The organism is Aminobacter sp. HY435 (genome assembly GCF_027568395.1).
GTDB lineage: Bacteria > Pseudomonadota > Alphaproteobacteria > Rhizobiales > Rhizobiaceae > Aminobacter.
In genome coordinates, this window is the sequence record NZ_JANKZL010000006.1 from 336,652 (window position 1) to 356,833 (window position 20,182).

20 protein-coding genes are annotated in these 20,182 nt (G+C 64.2%); 9 read left to right on the top strand and 11 right to left on the bottom strand.

All coding sequences use genetic code 11. The features are described 5' to 3' along the window. Positions 1–197: 197 nt before the first annotated feature. The 3 genes from fdxA to PCJ21_RS11025 all read right to left on the bottom strand — a co-directional run bounded on the left by fdxA (position 198) and on the right by PCJ21_RS11025 (position 4,335). Positions 198–536 carry a ferredoxin FdxA gene (gene fdxA / locus PCJ21_RS11015; RefSeq protein WP_269931442.1) on the bottom strand — a complete coding sequence of 113 codons (339 nt, stop codon included), beginning with the start codon at positions 534–536 and terminating at the stop codon, positions 198–200. 191 nt (positions 537–727) lie between these two features. Then, positions 728–1,111, bottom strand: coding sequence for an RNA-binding S4 domain-containing protein (locus tag PCJ21_RS11020; protein ID WP_269931443.1), 384 nt, complete (start codon positions 1,109–1,111; stop codon positions 728–730). Between the two features lie 5 nt (positions 1,112–1,116). Further along, the gene (locus tag PCJ21_RS11025; RefSeq protein ID WP_269931444.1) at positions 1,117–4,335 is read right to left on the bottom strand and encodes a helicase-related protein; all 3,219 of its coding nucleotides are present in this window, start codon (positions 4,333–4,335) and stop codon (positions 1,117–1,119) included. Between the two features lie 741 nt (positions 4,336–5,076). Between PCJ21_RS11025 and aqpZ the strand changes: the two genes are divergently transcribed. Continuing rightward, a complete protein-coding gene (gene aqpZ, locus PCJ21_RS11030; protein WP_269931445.1) occupies positions 5,077–5,766 on the top strand; it encodes an aquaporin Z in 690 nt (229 codons plus the stop codon). Between the two features lie 190 nt (positions 5,767–5,956). On the opposite strand, the gene PCJ21_RS11035 is transcribed toward aqpZ, so the two are convergent. Together PCJ21_RS11035 and PCJ21_RS11040 are read right to left on the bottom strand one after the other, a co-directional pair. Continuing rightward, positions 5,957–6,682, bottom strand: a complete 726-nt coding sequence (locus tag PCJ21_RS11035) for a beta-ketoacyl-ACP reductase (RefSeq protein ID WP_269931446.1) — start codon at positions 6,680–6,682, stop codon at positions 5,957–5,959. Positions 6,683–6,782: 100 nt separating this feature from the next. After that, complete coding sequence (locus PCJ21_RS11040) at positions 6,783–7,967, bottom strand: acetyl-CoA C-acetyltransferase (RefSeq protein ID WP_269931447.1); 1,185 nt, start codon at positions 7,965–7,967, stop codon at positions 6,783–6,785. Positions 7,968–8,263: 296 nt separating this feature from the next. Between PCJ21_RS11040 and phaR the strand changes: the two genes are divergently transcribed. Beyond that, the gene (gene phaR / locus PCJ21_RS11045) at positions 8,264–8,860 is read left to right on the top strand and encodes a polyhydroxyalkanoate synthesis repressor PhaR (RefSeq protein WP_269931448.1); all 597 of its coding nucleotides are present in this window, start codon (positions 8,264–8,266) and stop codon (positions 8,858–8,860) included. Positions 8,861–9,135: 275 nt separating this feature from the next. Then, on the top strand, positions 9,136–9,564 hold the full coding sequence (locus tag PCJ21_RS11050) for a GlcG/HbpS family heme-binding protein (RefSeq protein ID WP_269931449.1): 429 nt from the start codon (positions 9,136–9,138) through the stop codon (positions 9,562–9,564). Between the two features lie 26 nt (positions 9,565–9,590). Here PCJ21_RS11050 and PCJ21_RS11055 read toward each other — a convergent pair whose 3' ends face one another. The 3 genes from PCJ21_RS11055 to mtgA all read right to left on the bottom strand — a co-directional run bounded on the left by PCJ21_RS11055 (position 9,591) and on the right by mtgA (position 11,296). Then, on the bottom strand, positions 9,591–10,004 hold the full coding sequence (locus PCJ21_RS11055) for a hypothetical protein (protein WP_269931450.1): 414 nt from the start codon (positions 10,002–10,004) through the stop codon (positions 9,591–9,593). A 246-nt stretch (positions 10,005–10,250) separates the two neighbouring features. Further along, on the bottom strand, positions 10,251–10,433 hold the full coding sequence (rpmF, locus tag PCJ21_RS11060; protein ID WP_008834724.1) for a 50S ribosomal protein L32: 183 nt from the start codon (positions 10,431–10,433) through the stop codon (positions 10,251–10,253). Between the two features lie 155 nt (positions 10,434–10,588). Continuing rightward, positions 10,589–11,296 (bottom strand): monofunctional biosynthetic peptidoglycan transglycosylase, encoded by a 708-nt coding sequence (mtgA, locus tag PCJ21_RS11065; protein ID WP_269931517.1) that lies wholly within the window; start codon positions 11,294–11,296, stop codon positions 10,589–10,591. A 129-nt stretch (positions 11,297–11,425) separates the two neighbouring features. On the opposite strand from mtgA, the gene PCJ21_RS11070 reads away from it, so the two are divergent. From PCJ21_RS11070 to PCJ21_RS11085, 4 genes are all read left to right on the top strand, one after another. Further along, complete coding sequence (locus tag PCJ21_RS11070; protein WP_269931451.1) at positions 11,426–12,343, top strand: polyprenyl synthetase family protein; 918 nt, start codon at positions 11,426–11,428, stop codon at positions 12,341–12,343. A 119-nt stretch (positions 12,344–12,462) separates the two neighbouring features. Continuing rightward, positions 12,463–14,793, top strand: a complete 2,331-nt coding sequence (locus tag PCJ21_RS11075) for a response regulator (RefSeq protein ID WP_269931452.1) — start codon at positions 12,463–12,465, stop codon at positions 14,791–14,793. A 161-nt stretch (positions 14,794–14,954) separates the two neighbouring features. Beyond that, positions 14,955–15,134, top strand: coding sequence for a hypothetical protein (locus PCJ21_RS11080; protein WP_269931453.1), 180 nt, complete (start codon positions 14,955–14,957; stop codon positions 15,132–15,134). 14 nt (positions 15,135–15,148) lie between these two features. Continuing rightward, on the top strand, positions 15,149–15,625 hold the full coding sequence (locus PCJ21_RS11085; RefSeq protein WP_269931454.1) for a PTS sugar transporter subunit IIA: 477 nt from the start codon (positions 15,149–15,151) through the stop codon (positions 15,623–15,625). Positions 15,626–15,636: 11 nt separating this feature from the next. Here PCJ21_RS11085 and PCJ21_RS11090 read toward each other — a convergent pair whose 3' ends face one another. From PCJ21_RS11090 to PCJ21_RS11100, 3 genes are read right to left on the bottom strand one after another with little or no spacing between them, the layout of a single operon-like run. Further along, positions 15,637–16,491 (bottom strand): transglycosylase SLT domain-containing protein, encoded by an 855-nt coding sequence (locus tag PCJ21_RS11090; protein ID WP_442865998.1) that lies wholly within the window; start codon positions 16,489–16,491, stop codon positions 15,637–15,639. 2 nt (positions 16,492–16,493) lie between these two features. Beyond that, complete coding sequence (ispG, locus tag PCJ21_RS11095) at positions 16,494–17,747, bottom strand: flavodoxin-dependent (E)-4-hydroxy-3-methylbut-2-enyl-diphosphate synthase (RefSeq protein WP_269931455.1); 1,254 nt, start codon at positions 17,745–17,747, stop codon at positions 16,494–16,496. A 59-nt stretch (positions 17,748–17,806) separates the two neighbouring features. Further along, positions 17,807–18,580, bottom strand: a complete 774-nt coding sequence (locus tag PCJ21_RS11100) for a class I SAM-dependent methyltransferase (RefSeq protein WP_269931456.1) — start codon at positions 18,578–18,580, stop codon at positions 17,807–17,809. Between the two features lie 118 nt (positions 18,581–18,698). On the opposite strand from PCJ21_RS11100, the gene PCJ21_RS11105 reads away from it, so the two are divergent. Both PCJ21_RS11105 and PCJ21_RS11110 read left to right on the top strand, forming a co-directional pair. After that, on the top strand, positions 18,699–19,283 hold the full coding sequence (locus PCJ21_RS11105; protein ID WP_269931457.1) for a hypothetical protein: 585 nt from the start codon (positions 18,699–18,701) through the stop codon (positions 19,281–19,283). 113 nt (positions 19,284–19,396) lie between these two features. Beyond that, positions 19,397–20,179, top strand: a complete 783-nt coding sequence (locus PCJ21_RS11110) for a 3-hydroxybutyrate dehydrogenase (protein ID WP_269931458.1) — start codon at positions 19,397–19,399, stop codon at positions 20,177–20,179. Positions 20,180–20,182 lie beyond the last annotated feature (3 nt).

The window sequence follows — 20,182 nt, forward strand, 5'->3', positions numbered from 1 at the left end:
CCGGATTGGGGTTGCACCTTTCAGTGATTTAGGCTTTGAGCCATAGATCGACGTTGTGTCATCGGCATGTTGACCGAGCTGTAACACAAAAAGTCGCAAGAATCAAGATTTTGCTGCATACGCGAAGGGTTAGCCACGTCAAGAGACAATGGCAGCGCTCAAGCCCCCTGGCGCGGAACCTTCCGGCTCCGCTGCCCTCAGTTACCGTCGCCCGGCTCGGCGGAGAAGAACTTCTCAAACTTGCCCTCGACGCCGTCGAACTCCTTGGCCTCGGGCAATTCGTCCTTCTTGGTCGTCAGGTTGGGCCACTTGCTGGCATATTCGGTGTTGATCTGGAGCCATTTGTCGAGACCCGGCTCGGTGTCCGGCTTGATCGCGTCAGCCGGGCATTCCGGCTCGCAAACGCCGCAATCGATGCACTCGTCGGGATGGATGACGAGCATGTTCTCGCCTTCATAGAAGCAGTCGACCGGACAGACCTCGACACAATCGGTGTACTTGCACTTGATGCAGTTGTCGGTGACGACGTAGGTCATGAGGTGGCTCCGGAACTTCCCGTACTTCGTATCGTTTTTGGTGAGGTAGCCCCTTTGCCGGGCTGTTGCAAGGGCGGCCATTCCGCGCAGAGCCGGGTTGGCGGAACGTCTTTCTCATCTTGCGCGGCACTCGGGCGAAGGCGTTGCCATAGGCCTTGAACAAACGGCAATCGATCCCGCCGGCAAGGCGGCTACTCGCCGCGCAGGCGGTCGGTGGCGCGGCGTTCCTTCTTCGTCGGGCGTCCGCTGCCCATGTCGCGCAGCGGCGGGCGGGCGTCAGGCGGCGCCTGATCCTTGGGGGTCGACGCCGGCGAGATGTCTTCGTAGAGCCGCCGCGCTTCCTCGGCCGGCCCGCGCCGGTCGCCCGGCAACAGCACCTTGTAGACCAGGATGCGGCGGTCCAGCGTGATCGTCAGCACATCGCCGGACTTGACCAGGTCGGAAGCCTGGCCAAGCTTCTGGCCGTTTGACCTGACGCCGCCGCCCTGCACCAGCTTGGCGGCGAGGGAGCGCGACTTCACCGCGCGCGAGAAGAACAGCCACTTGTCGATGCGCTGTCTTCCCTCGCCGGCCAAGGCTTCTACTTCTTCAACTGGTCACGCAACGCGGCGAGCTTGGCGAAGGGCGAATCGGGATCGATGCGCACCGGACGCTCCTCGCGTGGCTTCTGCTGGAACGCCGGCTTTCCCTTGAAGCCGCCGCGATCGCCGTCACGCTTGTCGCCGGCGGGGCGTTCACCACGGTTGCGCTGCTCGGGACGTCCGCCCTCGCCCTGCGGCTTGCCGCCAGGCTTGCGGTCAAAGCGCGGACGACCGTTGTCGCGCCCGCCCTCGCCTGCCTCGCGGCTGCGATTGCCCTCGCCCTGACGGGCCGCGGGGGCACCTGCCGTGCGCTGGTCGCGCTGGCCACCACGCGGACGATTGTCCTGACGGTGGCGCGGACGCTGCTCGAAGCGGCCCTGACGCCACAACAAGATGGGCTTGGGCTCTTCGGCGGGCTCTGCTGCTTCAGCAACAGGCGTTTCCGCTGCACCGGCTTCGGCTGCGGGCGTTTCGGCCGCAACGGTTTCGGCTTCCGGCGCAGCAGCCTCGACTTCGGCCACCGGCTCCGCGGCAACCTCGACGACTGCCTCGGCGACGGCTTCCGGCTGCTCCGCAACCTCGGCAACGGGTGCTGCTTCGCCGGCGGCTTCGGCCGTCTCGGCGAATGGCTCGGCAGAGACATCGGCGGCTTCACTGCCAGCGGCAGCCTCGGCAGCTGCGGCTTTCGCGGCGGCTGCCTTGGCGACTGCATCGCGAACGGCAGTATCGATGGCTTCCAGCTTTTCCTTGACCTCGGCGGCCGGCTTCGGCTCGGCGCGGTAGCCCAGGCCCTTCAGGATTTCTTCCATGTCGTCGCCGGTGGCGCCGAGGATCGACATCATCTGGGGGGTGACGACAAAAGCGCTGCCATCGTAAGCGCCTTCCGGACGCGTGCCGGTTCCCTGCTTCCAGGCAAGCGCCGGACGGATGAGATCGGCGAGACGCTCGAGGATGTCGACGCGCACGGCGCGACGACCGAGATTGCGGAAGCCAGCCAGCTTGTAGAAGGTCTTGTCGAAGGTCGGATCGATGACGACGGACGTGCGGCCGGCGGCCAGCGCGTGGACGACGTCGCCAAAGCCCGGCTTGTCCTTGCCGTCATTCTTGAGCGCCCACAAAAGCGTCACGAGACCGGCGGGCGCCGGCTTGATCAGAGCCGGCACGAACACGTGGTAGGCGCCAAAGCGCACGCCGAGACGGCGCAGCGCCGCGCGGCCTTCCTGATCCAGCGACTTCACCTCTTCGGCAATGTCGCGACGGTTCATAAGGCCGAAATTCTCGACCAGCTGGAACGCGATGCCGCGGCCGATGCCGGACAACTGGTCGGCCGACTTCAGATCGACCAGCGGCTTGAGCAAAAGCTCGATCTGGAAATTGACGAAACGGTCGGCGCGCGCGGCAACCTTGTCTCGGGCCGGACCCGTCAGCTGCTCGTCGGCCAGAAGCACGACGCGCGGCTTCAGCGCATCCTCGCCCTCGACCAGGGTGCCGATCGGCGCGCCGATCCAGCGCAGCACGCCATCCGAGCCTAGCGCGATGTCGCCGTTTGGCGAGGTAGCGAAGCGCTCGGCGCGCGCTTCGAATTCGGCGGCCAGCGCCTTTTGCGCCGCGTTGCGCACCGCCTTGGCGTCTTCGCCGCCGACGCTTTGATCGGCGGTAAAACGGAACCCTTGCAATTCACCTACATGGTGACCTTCGACAACGACGGTTCCGGACTGGCTGATTTCGGCTTCAAGCATACTGTTTTCTCTAAGGCGGCGCATGAGGACGGAAGTCCTGCGGTCTACGAAGCGTTTCGTCAACCGCTCATGCAGTGCATCTGACAATCTGTCTTCGATGTTGCGCGTTTTTTCCTGCCAATGTGCCGGATCGGCAAGCCATCCGGGACGATTGGAGACAAAAGTCCAGGTTCTGATCTGGGCGATGCGGTGCGAAAGCGTATCGATGTCGCCCTCGGTGGAATCGGCCCGGCGCACCTGTTCAGCCATGTAGTTCTCGTCGACATGACCGCGGCGGGCAAGATCGTCATACATCGACGCGATGAGATCGGCATGCTGAGCCGGCGCGATCTTGCGATAGTCGGGCAGCGCGCAGGCTTCCCACAGCAGCGCCACGCGCTCCCTGCCGGTCGCGAGGTCGCGGATCGAAGGATCGCGCGACAGATGCTCCAGCGCCTGGGCGTCGACAGCCGGCAGCGCGCGCGTCAGCCCTTCGACCGGCGCGACCGTGTCAATCGAGCGCTTGAGCGCGTCGATGCTGGCGAAGTCGAACGAGGCAGTGCGCCACTGCAGCACCTTCACCGGGTCGAAATCATGCGCCTCGATCTTCTCGACCAGCTCATCGTCGAAAGGGTCGACGCGGCCGGTCACCCCGAACGTTCCGTCGCGCAGGTGCCGCCCGGCGCGACCGGCGATCTGGCCGAGCTCGGCGGCGGTCAGCTGGCGAAATTGATAACCGTCGAACTTGCGGTTCTGGGCAAAGGCCACGTGATCGACATCGAGGTTGAGCCCCATGCCGATGGCGTCGGTCGCAATCAGATAGTCGACGTCCCCGGATTGGTAGAGCTCGACCTGCGCATTGCGGGTCCGCGGGCTGAGCGCCCCGAGCACCACGGCAGCGCCGCCCTGCTGGCGCCGGATCAGCTCGGCGATGCCGTAGACCTCGTCGGCCGAAAACGCGACGATGGCCGAGCGGCGCGGCAGCCGGGTCAGCTTCTTCGAACCGGCATAGGCGAGATGCGACAGGCGCGGCCGGGTGACGACCGACACGCCCTTGAGCAACCTTTCAAGAATGCCGCGCATGGTGTGCGCGCCGAGCAGCAAGGTCTCTTGCCGGCCACGCAGATGCAGGATGCGGTCTGTGAAGATGTGGCCACGCTCGAGATCGCCGGCAAGCTGCACCTCGTCGATGGCGACGAACGCGGCGTCGGTCTGGCGCGGCATCGCTTCGACGGTGCAGACCGAATATCTCGCCCCCGGCGGCAGGATCTTCTCTTCGCCGGTGACAAGCGCGACCTTGTGCGCGCCGACTTTCTCGCACAGCCGACCATAGACCTCGCGCGCCAGAAGGCGCAGCGGCAGTCCGATGACACCGCTTTCATGAGCGACCATGCGCTCGATGGCGAGGTGCGTCTTGCCGGTGTTGGTCGGCCCCAGCACCGCTGTCACATCTCTGCCCGAGAGGATCAGGGGATCGTTCTGCCTGGAGTGCACATTCATTCTAAGGAACCACCCTCGGCACCAGGCGCGCCCGGCGTTGCGGCGCTCGTCGCGCCGAGTGGACACATAGGGATTTCGGGGCCGAAGCGAAAGCAGAAATGTTCCAGCCTTAAGAGTTGGAACGAGTCTGGAACGAATCAGCGACGAATCACTGACTCCCGATGATTCAGGTTTTGTTCACCCCAACATATAGAAGAAGCCTGGACAATCCGCACCACATGCAGATTCACTAAAATATTTCCGTTCCGCTCAGACGTGCCTGCGTTAACTTTTTCCGGCTGCCAGGTTCTCGCACCTGCCGGCACTCAGTCAAAACCATGAAAATATTCACCTTTCCTACCTTTACGTTAAGCGCGAGGGACCATGCAACCGGCATTTGATTAAGAATTGAACCAAATGCGGAACGAACTGGCGACGAATCACTGTCGGCGACATTTTCCCGGTTTGTTCACCGCTACATCTTGTGTTTTCCACTGGCGCTCCACCGATTGCCCACAAGCCATGCACAAGCTTGCCCACCGGCAGCGCAAGCAGCGTTAACCATTGCGTGCCGTTTCGGCACGCTTTGCCCAAGTCGAAAAAATCTGTGATTGCATTCCCTTAAGGTAAGCACACCAATTGTGCGACGGATCGAGCCGTGTCTCCATTCGATTGTTGAGTCTGCGCGGCGGGGAATGCCCGGACGGGCCCTCCGGAAAGAATGCGGTGCACCGTGCAGAGCGATGAACGGAGGGACTATTCATGACCAAACGTCTGTTTGCGGAGTTCTTTGGCACATTCTGGCTTGTCTTCGGCGGCTGCGGCAGCGCGGTGCTCGCAGCCGGCTTTCCCGAACTCGGCATCGGATTTCTCGGTGTCGCGTTTGCTTTCGGCCTGACTGTGTTGACCATGGCCTACGCCGTCGGCGGCATTTCCGGCGGACACTTCAATCCTGCGGTCTCGGTCGGCTTGATGGTGGCCGGACGCTTTGAAGCCAAGGAGTTGATCCCCTACATCGTCGTCCAGGTGGTGGGCGCGATCGTGGCTTCGACAGTTCTCTATGTGATCGTCACCGGCAAGGCCGACTTTGCCGGCATCGGCGGCTTCGCCACCAACGGCTATGGTGACGCCTCACCGGGCAAGTACGGCCTGTCGTCGGCGCTGATCATCGAGGTCGTTCTGACCTTCATGTTCCTGATGATCATCCTCGGCTCGACCCATGGTCGCGTGCCAAAGGGCTTCGCGCCCATCGCCATCGGCCTGGCGCTGACCCTCATCCACCTGATTTCGATCCCGGTCACCAACACCTCGGTCAACCCCGCCCGCTCGACCGGCCCGGCATTGTTCGTCGGCGGCATAGCCCTGCAGCAGCTCTGGCTGTTCTGGGTCGCCCCGATCGTCGGCGCGGTCCTTGCCGGCATCACCCACAAGGCACTGTTCGAGCCGGAATGAGACCGTGGGCAACATCGGCCTTCGGCCGCATGCTGCCCTCGATCGCCCACGCGCTCCAAATCGGCGTGTCTCAAAGAAAAAGCCCGCAGTGTTGCGACTGCGGGCTTCCTTATTGTGCGCCAGCCAGGCTGGGAATGATGCAAAAAAGACGGCGCCTCGCGGCGCCGTCCCTGCCTGTCAGCGATGCGGCTCAGCCGGCGAAATATTGTCCGCCATTGGCGGTGATGGTCGCCCCCGTGATGAAGCCCGAATCCTCGGAAGCCAGGAACACCACGCAGCGCGCGATTTCTTCCGGCTCGCCAAGGCGGCCGACCGGGATCTGCGCGATGATCGATTCGCGCACCTTTTCCGGTACCGCCATCACCATGTCGGTGCCGATATAGCCGGGGCAGATGACGTTGACGGTGATACCGGCGCGCGCGCCCTCCTGGGCCAGCGCCTTGGTGAAGCCTATGTCGCCGGCCTTCGATGCCGAATAGTTTGCCTGTCCGGCCTGGCCCTTCTGGCCGTTGATCGACGAGATGGTGACGACGCGGCCGAACTTGCGGTCGCGCATGCCGCTCCACAGCGGATGCGTCATGTTGAAGACGCCGTGCAGGTTGGTGTCGATCACTTCGCGCCACTGGTCGCGAGTCATCTTGTGAAACATCGAATCGCGGGTGATGCCGGCGTTGTTGACCAGGACCGCCACCGGGCCGAGGTCGGCCTCGACCTGCCTGATGCCGGCTTCGCAGGCGTCGTAGTCGGCGACCGACCACCTGTAGACCGGGATGCCGGTCTCCGCCTTGAATTTCTGCGCCGCTTCGTCATTGCCGGCATAGTTGGCGGCAACCGAATAGCCTGCATTCTTGAGCGCCATCGAAATGGCGGCGCCGATGCCGCGCGTTCCGCCCGTGACGAGTGCAACCTTGCTCATGCGTTTCCCCTTTTCTGCTTTGCCGCTTGATGGCCTGATCTCGTGACAGGCTTATGATGACAAAAAGGGCGGCACATTGGCCGCCCTTTCGTTTGTCTGTTTACATCGCCTCGACACACATCGCGACGCCCATGCCGCCGCCGATGCACAGGGTCGCGAGACCCTTCTTGGCCCCGCGTCGCCGCATCTCGTAGACCAGCGTGTTGAACACGCGGGCGCCCGATGCGCCGACCGGGTGGCCGATGGCGATCGCCCCGCCATTAACGTTGACGATGTCGGGGTTCCAGCCCATGTCCTTGTTGACCGCGCAGGCCTGCGCCGCGAACGCCTCGTTGGCCTCGACCAGGTCGAGGTCGCCGACCGACCAGCCAGCCTTTTCCAGCGCCTTGCGCGAAGCCGGGATCGGGCCGGTGCCCATGATCTGCGGATCGACACCCGCGGTCGCCCACGAAACGATGCGCACCAGCGGGGTAACGCCGCGGCGCACCGCCTCGGCTTCGCTCATCAGGACGACAGCGGCGGCGCCGTCATTGATGCCCGACGCGTTGCCGGCAGTAACAGTGCCTTCCTTGTCGAAAGCCGGACGCAGCTTGGCGACCGACTCGAGCGTTGCGCCATGGCGGATGTATTCGTCCTGGTCGACGACGGTGTCGCCCTTCTTGCCCTTGATGGTGAAGGGCACGATTTCGTCGGCGAACCGGCCGGCCTTCTGCGCGGCTTCAGCCTTGTTCTGCGAAGCGACGGCGAACACGTCCTGTTCCTCGCGGCTCAACTGCCACTGGCGAGCGATGTTCTCGGCCGTGTTGCCCATGTGGTAGCCGTAGAAGGCATCCGTCAGGCCGTCCTTGATCATCGTGTCGAGCATCTTGAAGTCGCCCATCTTCACGCCGTTGCGCAGATGCTGGCAGTGCGGGGCCATCGACATCGACTCCTGGCCGCCGGCAACGATGATCCTGGCGTCGCCCATGGCGATCTGCTGCATGCCGACGGCAATGGTGCGCAGGCCCGAGCCGCAAAGCTGGTTGAGGCCCCAGGCGGTGGCTTCCTGCGGAATGCCGGCTGCCATTGCAGCCTGGCGCGCCGGGTTCTGGCCGGCACCGGCGGTCAGGATCTGGCCGAGCACAACCTCGTCGACTTCCTTGGGATCGACGCCGGCGCGCGCCAGAGCTTCCCTGACGGCGGCCGCGCCGAGTTCGTGGGCCGGCGTATTGGCGAAGACGCCGTTGAACGAGCCGACGGCGGTTCGGGCCGCGCTGGCTACGACGATGGAGGTGGGGGCGGACATGATTCTCTCCGGACTTCGAGAAGCGAAATGGTTTTGTGTGCGTCTTGAATTGGCGCTCACGACTTTTCTTGCCCGTTCCATGACACGAGTCAAACCGGAAAAATCCGAACGCGGTCCATGCTGCGGCCGCAGTGCAGCATTGCTGCGCAGCATTCTTTTCCCGGCGCATCGCCGCCGCCCATTCTTGCACTGCACAAATTGCTTGGATTTGCGGTTGCTTTACGCTTATCCTGATAGGCAGGCGCAATGTTACCGGCTGCTTACATGGCATACCGGTCTTCCGGGGGAGGATGCTGATGCCTGCAAAAGACGAGCCTGTAACAATCAAGAAATACGCCAACCGGCGGCTCTACAATACCGGCACGAGCACTTATGTGACGCTCGAAGACCTGGCCGAAATGGTCAAGAAGGGCGAAGAGTTCACCGTCCAGGACGCCAAGACCGGCGAGGACATCACCCATCCGGTGCTGACCCAGATCATCTTCGAGCTGGAGAACAAGGACGGGCAGAACATGCTGCCGATCCCGTTCCTGCGCCAGTTGATCTCGTTTTACGGCGACCAGATGCAAATGGTCGTTCCGAGCTTTCTCGAACAGTCGATGATCGCCTTCGCCAAGGAGCAGGAGCGTTTTCGCGAGCAGATCCAGTCGAGCTTCGGCAAGGCGCCGATCGACATGATGAAGGGCGCCACCCCGATGAAGGCGCTGGAAGAGCAGACGCGCCGCAACATGGAAATGTTCCAGAACGCGATGCGCATGTTCACCCCGTTCCCGACCGCCGGCGCTGGCAGCGCTCCGGCCGAGCCGGCCAAGGCGCCTGCCGACAAGCCCGACGAGTTGAAGGAGCTCAAGGAGCAGATCGCCGCCATGCAGCGCAAGATCGATTCGATGTGACCAGTCGGGCCGCCGCCAAGGCGGCCCCTTGCACATGAGCGGGAGCGCGTCGCCGGCAACGGCCTCCGGTCACCGCACCGCCACTACCCGTTTGGGCGAGAGATTTTCAACCTGACGCAGGGTTTTGCACGGCGCGCCAAGCGTGTTTGCTAGGCGTGGCGCATTCAGCTGGACGCGCAGACCGCGCTCAGCCACTTGGAGCGCCCCAGTATCTTGCCTTGCCGGGATCGTTTTTCGGGGCGATCCACAAGGCGCCCAACAACAGAGGACCCGCCATGACCGAACTGACCCTGGCCAAGGCCAACGTAATCATCGCCACAGCTTTCGAACTCGGCGCCCGGCAGAATTTCAAGCCGCTCGGCGTGGCGGTGCTCGACGCCGGCGGTCATCTGCTCGCCTTCCAGCGCCAGGATGGCGCGCCCTTTATCCGTGCGGAAGTGGCCTCCGGCAAGGCTTACGGCGCGCTCGCCGTCGGCACCAGTTCGCGGGCCTTGGGGACAGCCGCCGTCGAACGCCCGCATTTCTTCCAGGGGTTGTCGGCGGTCTCAGGCGGCAAGATCGTGCCAGTGCCCGGTGGCGTGCTGATCCGCAACAAGAACGACGACGTCCTCGGCGCGGTCGGCATTTCCGGCGACACCTCCGACAATGATGAACTGGCGGCGATAGCCGGAATCGAAGCCGCGGGTTTCGTCGCCAAGGTGTAGATCTCTGCGCGCCCTTCGCGGGCGCGCTATTCTCGGCCGAAGGTGACGTCGCGATGCGCCGAGCGCAACGAGACCGAGAACCCGGCGAGCACGTCGAGCAGCGCAATCACCATCAGGATGAAGAATACCGAGTGCGCGGCCGCGCGCACCAGCAGGAACTCGACCAGGAACGCGACGAACACGAAGGTCGATAGCAGATGGTCGACGACCGAGGCGCTGGTCGTGCGCGTCGCCTTGACGATTTCAACGAAGAACAACAGCAGCGCGACGACCACAAGCAGGTCGCCGAGGGACAGGCTGAACACGCCGCCCGACATCATGGTCAGCGAGACCACCTCGATCGACCACGGATCGCTGGCCGGACCGGCCCCGAACAAGCCCGCCAACCCTGCATTGAACAGAATAAAGGGTATGATCAGAAGAGGAATGCCAGCGAGCATGGAGCCTTCTCCGCGTTGCGCCGGCGCCTTGCGGCATCGCGGCCCGGGCCCGACCCCGTAAATCGGAATCGATCCCCGAAAAGAATCATGCCGAGCTTCAAACTACTACAGCCGCCTTGGCTCGTCGGACAATGGTCCGACGTCGCTCATATCAGTCGCGAAGCTTCGAATTGCCGGCCGGCACGCAAAAAGAAAGGACCGGCAGGGCCGGTCCTTTCTTTATCACGCGTGACGCGGAAAAGCTTCTCAGCTTTCCTTCGGCGTCAGAACCTGGCGACCGCGGTACATGCCGGTCTTCAGGTCGATGTGATGCGGACGGCGCATCTCACCGGAATTCTTGTCCTCGACGTAGGTCGGCGCCTTGAGGGCATCGGCCGAACGGCGCATGCCGCGCTTGGACGGGGAGGTTTTTCGTTTTGGAACAGCCATGGATATACTCCACCAATCGGTCAATTGACCCTGTTCGCCCTCGTGAAAGGGCCGCTCCAAGGCCGGAAACTGAGATAAGTTGGCGAGCCTATACACGGCGAAACCGCCGTTGACCAGCCCGAACCGACTCTTTTTTCAAGCCAGCCACATACTAGTCAGTCGAGACACTGGACGTAGGCGCCTGCTCGAGACGCACGCCGCTCTATGACCGAAGCCAGACGCCGAAGGCCAGGCCCCGGCTTGGCCGGGTTGCGCGCCGCCGGATTGGGCAAGGTGACCGCGAGAAGTGCCGCCTGCCGGCGCGACAGCTGCTTCGCCGGTTTGCCGAAATAGTGCTGCGACGCCGCCTCTATGCCGTAGATGTTCGGCCCCCATTCGGCGATGTTGAGGTAGATTTCCATGATCCGGCGCTTGGGCACCAGCGCGTCGAAGTAGATTGCCAGCGGCAGCTCGACAACCTTGCGCACGAACGAGCGCCCGTTCCACAGGAACAGGTTCTTCACCGTCTGCATGGGGATTGTCGATGCGCCGCGAGTCGCCTCGCCGTCAAGCGCATCGCTGATCACGCCCCTGAGCTCGCCAAGGTCGACGCCGCGATGCGAGCAGAACTGCCCGTCCTCGGACATGATCACAGAATGGGCGAGAACCGGCGCGATGTCGCCGAGCGCTACCCATTGCCGGTCATAGCCCCTCAAGGTCGCGAGATCCTTGAGCATCAGGGTCGACACCGGATGCACGAAAGGCGGCAGGTAGAGCACCGTCAGAACGACAGGCAGCGCCGCCATCACCGCGATCGCGAGCACACCGAGCCGCATCCAGCGACGCAGACCACCACGCGAGGAAAACCCGCGTCTTGCTCCCATCTCCAGCCTTTCGGTTTCCGGCTCTACGATCGGTTCCGACAACCCACCCTGCCCTTGCCTGTCAGCCTTTCGGCATAAAGGCGGTTGGCTTCTTGCGCAACGCCTGACTGTCGGCTACCGCTCGCCGCCATGACGATCGACAGCGATATCATGTTCGAAACCGCCCTTCGCTTGCGCGCCGACGCGGTGGAGACGGAACTCAGGCTCCTGCTGAGCGAGCAAATCCTGCCGGGCGAAATCGTCCGGCCCCAGCATCTGATGGCGGCGATGCGTCATGGCGCGCTCAACGGCGGCAAGCGACTGCGGCCGTTTCTCGTTCTCGAAAGTGCTGCCCTGTTCGACGCCGACGGCGAAGCGGCGCTGCGCATCGCGACCGCGCTTGAATGCGTGCATTGCTATTCGCTGATCCACGACGACCTGCCCGCAATGGACGATGACGACCTGCGCCGTGGCCAGCCGACCGTGCACAAGGCCTTCGACGAGGCAACCGCGATCCTCGCCGGCGACGGCCTGTTGACCCATGCCTTCGACATCATAGCCGACGAGGCGACGCAACTGCCGGCCGACCGCCGGGCAGCACTTGTGCTGGCGCTGGCGCGCGCCGCCGGTCCGGGCGGCATGGTTGGTGGCCAGGCGCTCGACCTCGACGCCGAGCGCAACAAGCCCGACGAAGCCGGCATCATCCGCCTGCAGGCGATGAAGACCGGGGCCTTGCTGCGCTTTGCCTGCGAAGCCGGGGCCATCATCGCCGGGGCTTCGCCTCAGGATCGCGAGAGGCTGGCTGAATTCGGTTCGGCTATCGGCCTTGCCTTCCAGCTCGCCGACGATCTTCTCGACCTGACGGCGGACGCGGAGACGATGGGCAAGGCAACCGGCAAGGACGCCGCCGCCGGCAAGGCGACGCTGGTTTCGCTGCATGGCGCCAACTGGGCAAGAACGCAACTCGCCGGGCTTGTCGGCCAGGCCCACAACCTGATCGAGCCTTTCGGCGAGCGGGCGATCATGCTGAAAGCCGCCGCAAGCTTTATTGCCAACCGCAACAGTTGAACAATGCTTCGCTTTGACTGTTGCAACCTGCGCGGGCGACCGCGCAGGGTTAGAAACTCTTAATGTTAATGGTGTCTATTCCGGCTCGTTAAGATTGTGCGTATGTGTTGGGGTTGCGCATGCCGGAGCACTCGTCCTTCATCCGTTCTATACGGATCAGATACCTGTCGGGTCTCCTGATCTTCGCGCTGACCTCTGCCGCGGTCATGGCTGCCTTCAGCAATGGCAACGCCTATCGCCGCAGCGTCGACGCCATCGCAACCGAGCTGCTTTCCTTCACGCGCGACCTGCGCAACGCCTCCAACTTCACTGAAACGACCACCTCCGCCTGGCGGCCCGAGACGCGCGAGGCGCTTGCCGCCGCCGCACGCAACCATGCGGCCAGGATCGAGGCAGGCATCGAAAGCCTGACCGCGGCAATCGCCGGGGTGCGCCCCGCAATGGGCGAAAAGTCGCTGCGCGAACTCGACAGCGCCGCCGTCAACGGCGATCTGTTCTGGTCGGCCCGCGACATGGCCCTCAACCTGACCGGCCTGGCTGCGGCGCAGAAGCCGGATGAATGGACCCACCGCGCGATTCGCAACCAGAACGACCTGTTCGCCCAGCCGATGCTCATCAGGGCGCGCAATGTCATGGAGGAGGAGCGCAAGCTTGCCGAGGCGCGCAGCGACAGGCTGCTGATGACCGCAAGCCTGCTTTTGGTGCTCGTCATCGGCGCCGTCGCCCTGTGGGTGTTCCGCCCGATGGAAAGCGCCATCCGCAAGGCTTTCGCCGAAAGCTCTGCCTCCTTGGCCAAGGCGGAGGCCGCCGACCGCGCCAAGTCGGAATTCCTCGCCAACATGAGCCATGAGATCCGCACGCCGATGAACGGGGTGCTCGGCATGGCCGAACTTCTGGCGCGAACAGACCTGACGCCGCGCCAAAAAACCTTCACCGATGTCATCGTGAAGTCGGGCAACGCGCTTTTGACCATCATCAACGACGTGCTCGATTTCTCCAAGATCAATGCCGGTCAGCTGACGCTCGATCCGGCACCTTTTGCTCTCGGCGAAGCGGTCGAGGACGTCGCCACCCTGATCTCCGCCCGGGTCGCCGAAAAGAACCTCGAGCTCATCGTCCGCATCGATCCCAAGCTACCGACCCATCTCGTCGGCGATGTCGGGCGTTTCCGCCAGATCATCACCAACATGCTCGGCAACGCGGTCAAGTTCACCGAACGCGGCCACGTGCTTGTCGATGTGTCGGGCCAGCAGACCGACGACATGGTGGCGCTCAAGGTCCGCGTCGAGGACACCGGCATCGGCATTCCCGCCGACAAGCTGCAGAGCGTCTTCGAGAAGTTCGCCCAGGTCGACGGCAGCTCGACCCGCCGCCACGAGGGCACCGGACTTGGGCTCGCCATCGCCGCACGCCTTGTCGACCTGATGCACGGCCATATCGGCGTTGAGAGTGAGCTCGGCAAGGGCTCGGTCTTCTGGTTCACGGCGATGTTGCCGGTCTACGAAGCGCAGGAGAGTGGCGGCATCGTCCCGGTCGACGTCACCGGCGCGCGCGTGCTGGTCGTCGACGACAATCCCGTCAACCGCGAGATCCTGCTCGAGCAGCTGCGCAGCTGGGGCTTCGACTGCGCCGCCGCCGAAAGCGGCGCCATCGGCCTTGCCTTCCTCGACCGCGCCGCGCAACTCGGCGCCAGCGTCGACTGCGTCATCCTCGACTACCAGATGCCGGGCATGAACGGCGCCGACGTCGCCAAGGCGATCGCCGCCGACAGCCGTACATCTTCGATCCCGGTCGTGCTGCTGACTTCCGTCGACCAGGTCGACTTCGGCCGCATGGTGCTGGATTTCGGCATCGCCGCCCACCTCACCAAGCCGGCGCGTTCGGCGGTGCTGCTCGGCACCGTCATCGCCGCCGTGCAAAAGGCGCGCGCGCAGAGCTCCAGGACCGAATTCGTGCGCGAGCCCGTCCGGCATGCGCCGCCGCCCTTCACCGTCATTCGCGGTCCGGCCCCCACCCCCCTGGTCCAGCCGGAGCCGATGTCGCTGCATGGCGAGGCGCTCGACGTTCTGGTGGCGGAGGACAACGAGGTCAACCAGCTCGTCTTCGGTCAAATCCTGTCCGGCCTCGGCCTCAGCCACCGCATCGCCGGCAACGGCCGCACGGCGGTGGAGATGTACCGCACCTTTGGTCCCAAGCTGGTGCTGATGGATGTCTCGATGCCGGAAATGAACGGCTACGAGGCCACCCGCGCCATCCGCGCCGAGGAGGCCGATAGCGGCCGGCACACCCCGATCATCGGCGTGACCGCGCATGCGCTGAAGGGCGACCGCGAAAAATGCATCGAGGCCGGCATGGACGACTACCTGCCCAAGCCGGTGTCGCCGGACAAGCTGGGCGCCAAGATCGGCACATGGCTCAGCGAAAGCATCGAGTTGGTGCAGTCGGCCTGACCCGAATTCGGTGCGGGATCTGCGTTCCGCCCCTTTATGACTTTCCTATTTCTTCGGGTGTTTGCCTCTCTCGAATACTGATGCGGCGGCTCTTAGCTTCCTGGGCGCACCGGACGACGGCAGACCCTGCCGCTCCGGCGCGAAACAAAAGGAAGATCTCCATGCTTCGCACCCATATCCCGGACAGGTTCGTCCATTCGGAAATCCCCGACGTCAGGCAGCCCGCCAACGATCAGCGCCCGGTCAGGGGCCAGACCGACCCGTTCATGTTCACGCGCCTGTTTTTTGTCACGGCCGTCGTGCTCGGCGGACTGGCGCTTGCCAGCATGCTCGCGACCTGACGGCGCGCCGACCAATGAACTTCCATGACGTCATACAGCCCGAGGACGTCATCCTCGGGCTTGAGGTCGACAGCAAGACGCGGTTGCTCAAGGAGCTTGCCCGTCACGCCGCCCAGCGCAGCGATGCCAGCGCTTCCGACATCACCGCAGCGCTGGCCGCGCGGGAACGGCTCGGCTCCACAGGGCTCGGAGACGGCATCGCCATTCCGCACGCCAAGGTGCGCGGCCTGGCGAAGCCGTTCGCCGCTTTTGTCCGTCTCGCCAGGCCCTGCCCATTCGAAGCGGTCGACGACCAGAACGTCGACATCGTGGTTCTGCTGCTGCTGCCGGAGACATCGCCCAAAGAGTATCTCAACCTGCTTGCCAGGATCGCCCGCCTGCTGCGCGACGCAGAGCTGGTGGCACGCCTCCGTCAGAGCGACGACACAGCCGCCATCCATCGTCTGCTCGGTGGCGACCCGTCGTTATCTACGGCCACCGCCGCCGCCTGAACGATCAGTCGTCAGCGGTTCCTGACGACGATGCAGGAACCGCCGATGCCCCGCAACTTGCCGCAGATGATGCCCGCTTCGGCGCGGTCGTCGGCGCCGATACGCACCGCATAGAGGCCGCGCCTGCCGATCGGCGTGCGCACCCGACTGACCACCGGATCGTGGTCGCCCAGAAGCGCCGGAAAGCGTCCCTGGATGCGCTGCCATTGCTTGATAGCCGCCGAACGCCGGAAGTTGCCTGCGACCTGGATGCCCCACGGCTTGGCGTGGACTGTGGCCATCGCAACCGTCGCCGACATGATGATGGGCAGGTTGCGGCAGGCTTCGAGAAACGTCGCCTTGGCATCGAGCGGCCGGTTGGTGCCGGCATGGGTCTTTTCAGAAAAATTGTCGGCGGGCTCGCCCATGATGTCGAGCACGTAGTCTTCGGTCTCGAGCGGCAGGAACCCTCCCGAGGACAACCAGCGCGTCACCCGGTTCTCGCCGGCATTGTAGGCCGCGGCCGCCAGCCCGAGATTGCCGAAACCGGTCTTCAGTTCGCCGAGATAGCGCGCCGAGGCCGGAATCGCCTGCTCCATGTCGAACGGGTCGGCAAGGCCGCGCATGCGTGCCGTCCCGGGCATGAACTGGGCGATGCCTTCCGCCCCCGCCGGACTGACCGCATTGGGGTCGAAACGGCTTTCCTTCCAGATCAGGCGGGCGAAGAACTCGCTGGGCAGCCCATGCCGCCTGGCATGAGTGTCGATCAGATCGCAGACGCGAGCGACGTGATCCTTCTTGCGCGAGCGTGGCGGGTCGGCCAGCGCCTCGGCGCACATGGTCAGGGCGACGAGGAATGCCAGTGCAACCCTCGCCGTGACCGCCATCCCTATTCGGCCGCCGCTCTGCCGCCGCGCCCGAAGCGCTGCTCGATGTAGTCGGCGACCATCTTCTCGAAGTCGGCGGCGATGGCGGGACCACGCAAGGTGGCGGCCTTCTTGCCGTCGATGAAGACCGGCGCGGACGGCGTTTCGCCGGTGCCGGGCAAGGAGATGCCGATGTCGGCATGCTTGGATTCGCCGGGGCCGTTGACGATGCAGCCCATGACGGCGACTTTCAGTTCCTCGACGCCCGGGTACTTCTCGCGCCATACCGGCATGTTCTTGCGCAGGTCTTCCTGGATGGTCTGGGCCAGTTCCTGGAACACGGTCGACGTCGTGCGGCCACAGCCCGGGCAGGCGGCTACAATCGGCACGAACTGGCGGAAGCCCATCGTCTGCAACAGCTCCTGCGACACCTGCACCTCGCGGGTGCGGTCACCGTTCGGCTCCGGTGTCAGCGAGATGCGGATGGTGTCACCGATGCCCTGCTGCAACAGGATGCCCATCGCCGCCGACGAAGCGACGATACCCTTGGAGCCCATGCCGGCTTCCGTGAGGCCAAGATGCAGCGCATGGTCGGACCGAGCGGCGAGCATGGTGTAGACAGCGATCAGGTCCTGCACCTGGCTGACCTTGGCCGACAGGATGATCTTGTCGCGCGGCAGGCCGATTTCCTCAGCGAGGTCGGCAGAGATCAGCGCCGACTGCACGATCGCCTCGCGCATCACCTGGTTGGCGGTGAGCGGCGAGCCGTTCGCCTGGTTCTCGTCCATGAGACGGGTCAGCAGGTCCTGGTCGAGCGAGCCCCAGTTGACGCCGATGCGCACCGGCTTGTCGTGGCGGATCGCCATTTCGACGATGTCGGCGAACTGCTTGTCCTTCTTGTCCTTGAAGCCGACATTGCCCGGATTGATGCGGTACTTGGCCAAGGCCTCGGCGCAGGCCGGGTGATCGGCCAGCAGCTTGTGGCCGATATAGTGGAAGTCGCCGACCAGCGGCACATCGATGCCGACGCGGGCAAGCCGGTCGCGGATGTGCGGCACGGCGGCAGCACTCTCGTCGCGGTCGACGGTGATGCGCACGATCTCCGAGCCGGCGCGATGCAATGCAGCCACCTGGGCGACTGTCTTGTCGATGTCGGCCGTGTCGGTGTTGGTCATCGACTGGACGACGACAGGGGCGGTTCCGCCGACGATCACGCCGCCGACGTCGACGCCCACCGAGGTGCGGCGCGGGAATGGAGAGGAAAAATAGCCGGACATGGACGGCCTTTGTAAGCTCGAGGTATCAGCGTCTGAGGTGGCGCGTGCTGGGCGCGATGTCAATATCGCAGGTCGCCGCGCCCGCCAAGGGCGAAGCTGGGCTGGCTGGCGACCACGATGATTTCAGCGCTCATGGCAAGCAGTGGCGACCGGTCCCAGTCGCCGTACCATGCGACTTCGCCGAAGCCTGCGCCGGCAAGCGCCGTGGCCAGTTGCGCCGGCTCGACGAACCGCAGCGTGCTGGGCGCGATCACGGCATCGCCGTTTCCGAAGCGGAAATGGCTGGCGTAGCTGACCATCTGGCCATCCATAGCCGTGACCTCGTAGTGAACATCGACAGATCCGACGCCCGCGATGTCGAGCCGCCGCCGCGTCGCCTCAGGCGTCCATTGCAGCCACTGCCGACGCGCCGGATTGCGGGTTTCGAAAATGAGGCGGCCATCGGGCGCGAGATGCCGGCGAAGATTGCCGAGCGCCGCGGATATCGCCTCGTCGCTGAGAAACACCTGGAAGACATGACCGGTCATGACGATCAGATCGAAGCGCGCCTCAAGATCAAGTCGCGCGGCATCGCTTTCGATCCACTTCACCCTGTCGCCATGCGGGCGCTGCCTTGCGATGTCGAGCATCGCCGCGGCCGGGTCGGCGCCGGTCACCAGATGGCCGCGCGCGGCAAGGGCCGTCGTCAACAGACCGGTTCCGCAGCCCATGTCGAGGATGGTTCTTGGCTCGGCGCCAGCCATTTCGAGATAGAAGGCCGAGTCGTCGCCCAACGGATTCAGCGCGTCGTAGACGGCTGCCAGGCGCGGATCGTGATAGCTGATGTCGGACATGCGGCAAGAAGTGTCCGAGGCCGGGCGGCTTGTCAATCGAAGCTCCACCTGTCAGCGCCTTGGCTTAACAGCGCCGGGGATTGCGCTATGATGGTTCGATCCATGGGGGATGCTGCCGATGCCTCGCCTTGCCTCGCAGTCGCTTGCACTGGTCCTGTGCCTTTTCTCCGCCTGCGACGTTGCCGCGCAGGCCATCGAGCCGGGGAAGGAAGGCGAGCTGGCCAGTTTTGTTTCGCCCCAGGCAGGTGCCCGCGCCTGCTTCCGGCGCGTCTACGATCAGGCCCACCTCAAGGGCCATCCGAAGCAGGCGGTGACGGAAATGCAGTTCCGCATCGCCTACTACATCCATGATCCCGACGAGTTCGCACCAAAAGGCCAGCGCAATTACTATTTCCAGCTGCTGGCGAAGTTGCGCGACACAAAGCAGGCCAAGCCGCTTTCCGCCATGGGCGAGTGCAGCCCGACCGCCGACGGCAAGGCCATCTTCTGCGGCGTCGATTGCGACGGCGGCGGCGTCAAGGTCAAGCGCAATGACGCCGGCAAGATCCTGGTCGATCTCGAGGCGATCGGCCGCCTGCGCATGACGGCCGATTGCGGCGAGGACGAGGACAACGCCTTCGAACTGACATCAGGAACCGACGACAAGCGCTTCCTGCTTTCGCAGGTCCCGGACTCCGAGTGTCCCGCCTACGACGATTGGTAAGTCGCGGTTTCGTAAAAATTGTCGGGCGCACGCTTCTATTGCGCCGCCTTGCGCAAATATGCTGCATGGCAACATGAACGTTTCCCCGTGACCACTGCCAAGGACTTTTCGAAATGAGCACTCGCAAGACCGCAATTGTCACCGGCTCGACCTCGGGCATCGGGCTGGCAATTGCCGAAGCCTTCGCCAGGGAAGGCTGCAACGTCGTTCTCAACTCCTTTTCGGACACGCCGGCCGACCACGCCATCGCCGAAAGGCTTGCCACCGCGCACAAGACCGAGGCCGTCTACCTCAAGGCCGACATGTCGAAGGGCGCGGAATGCCGCACGCTGGTGGCCGAGGCGGCCAAGCGCTTCGGGTCCGTCGATATCCTCGTCAACAATGCCGGCATCCAGCATGTCGCCCCCGTCGACGCGTTTCCGACCGACAAGTGGGATGCGATCATCGCTATCAACCTGACCTCGGCGTTCCACACCATCGCGGCCGCCCTGCCGCTGATGAAGCAGGCCGGCGGCGGGCGGATCATCAACATCGCCTCTGCCCACGGCCTCGTCGCCTCGGCCTACAAATCGGCTTATGTGTCGGCCAAGCACGGCATCATGGGGCTGACCAAGACGGTGGCGCTGGAAGTGGCGCAGCAGAACATCACCTGCAATGCCATATGCCCCGGCTACGTGCTGACGCCGCTGGTCGAGGCCCAGATCCCCGACCAGATGAAGGCGCACAACATGGACCGCGACACTGTCGTGCGCGAGGTCATGCTCGACCGCCAGCCGACCAAGGAATTCGTCACCGTCGAGCAGATCGCGGCGACCGCTGTGTTTCTCGCTTCTGACGCCGCAGCCCAGATCAACGGCACCCACATCTCGGTCGATGGCGGCTGGACCGCGCAATAGCCC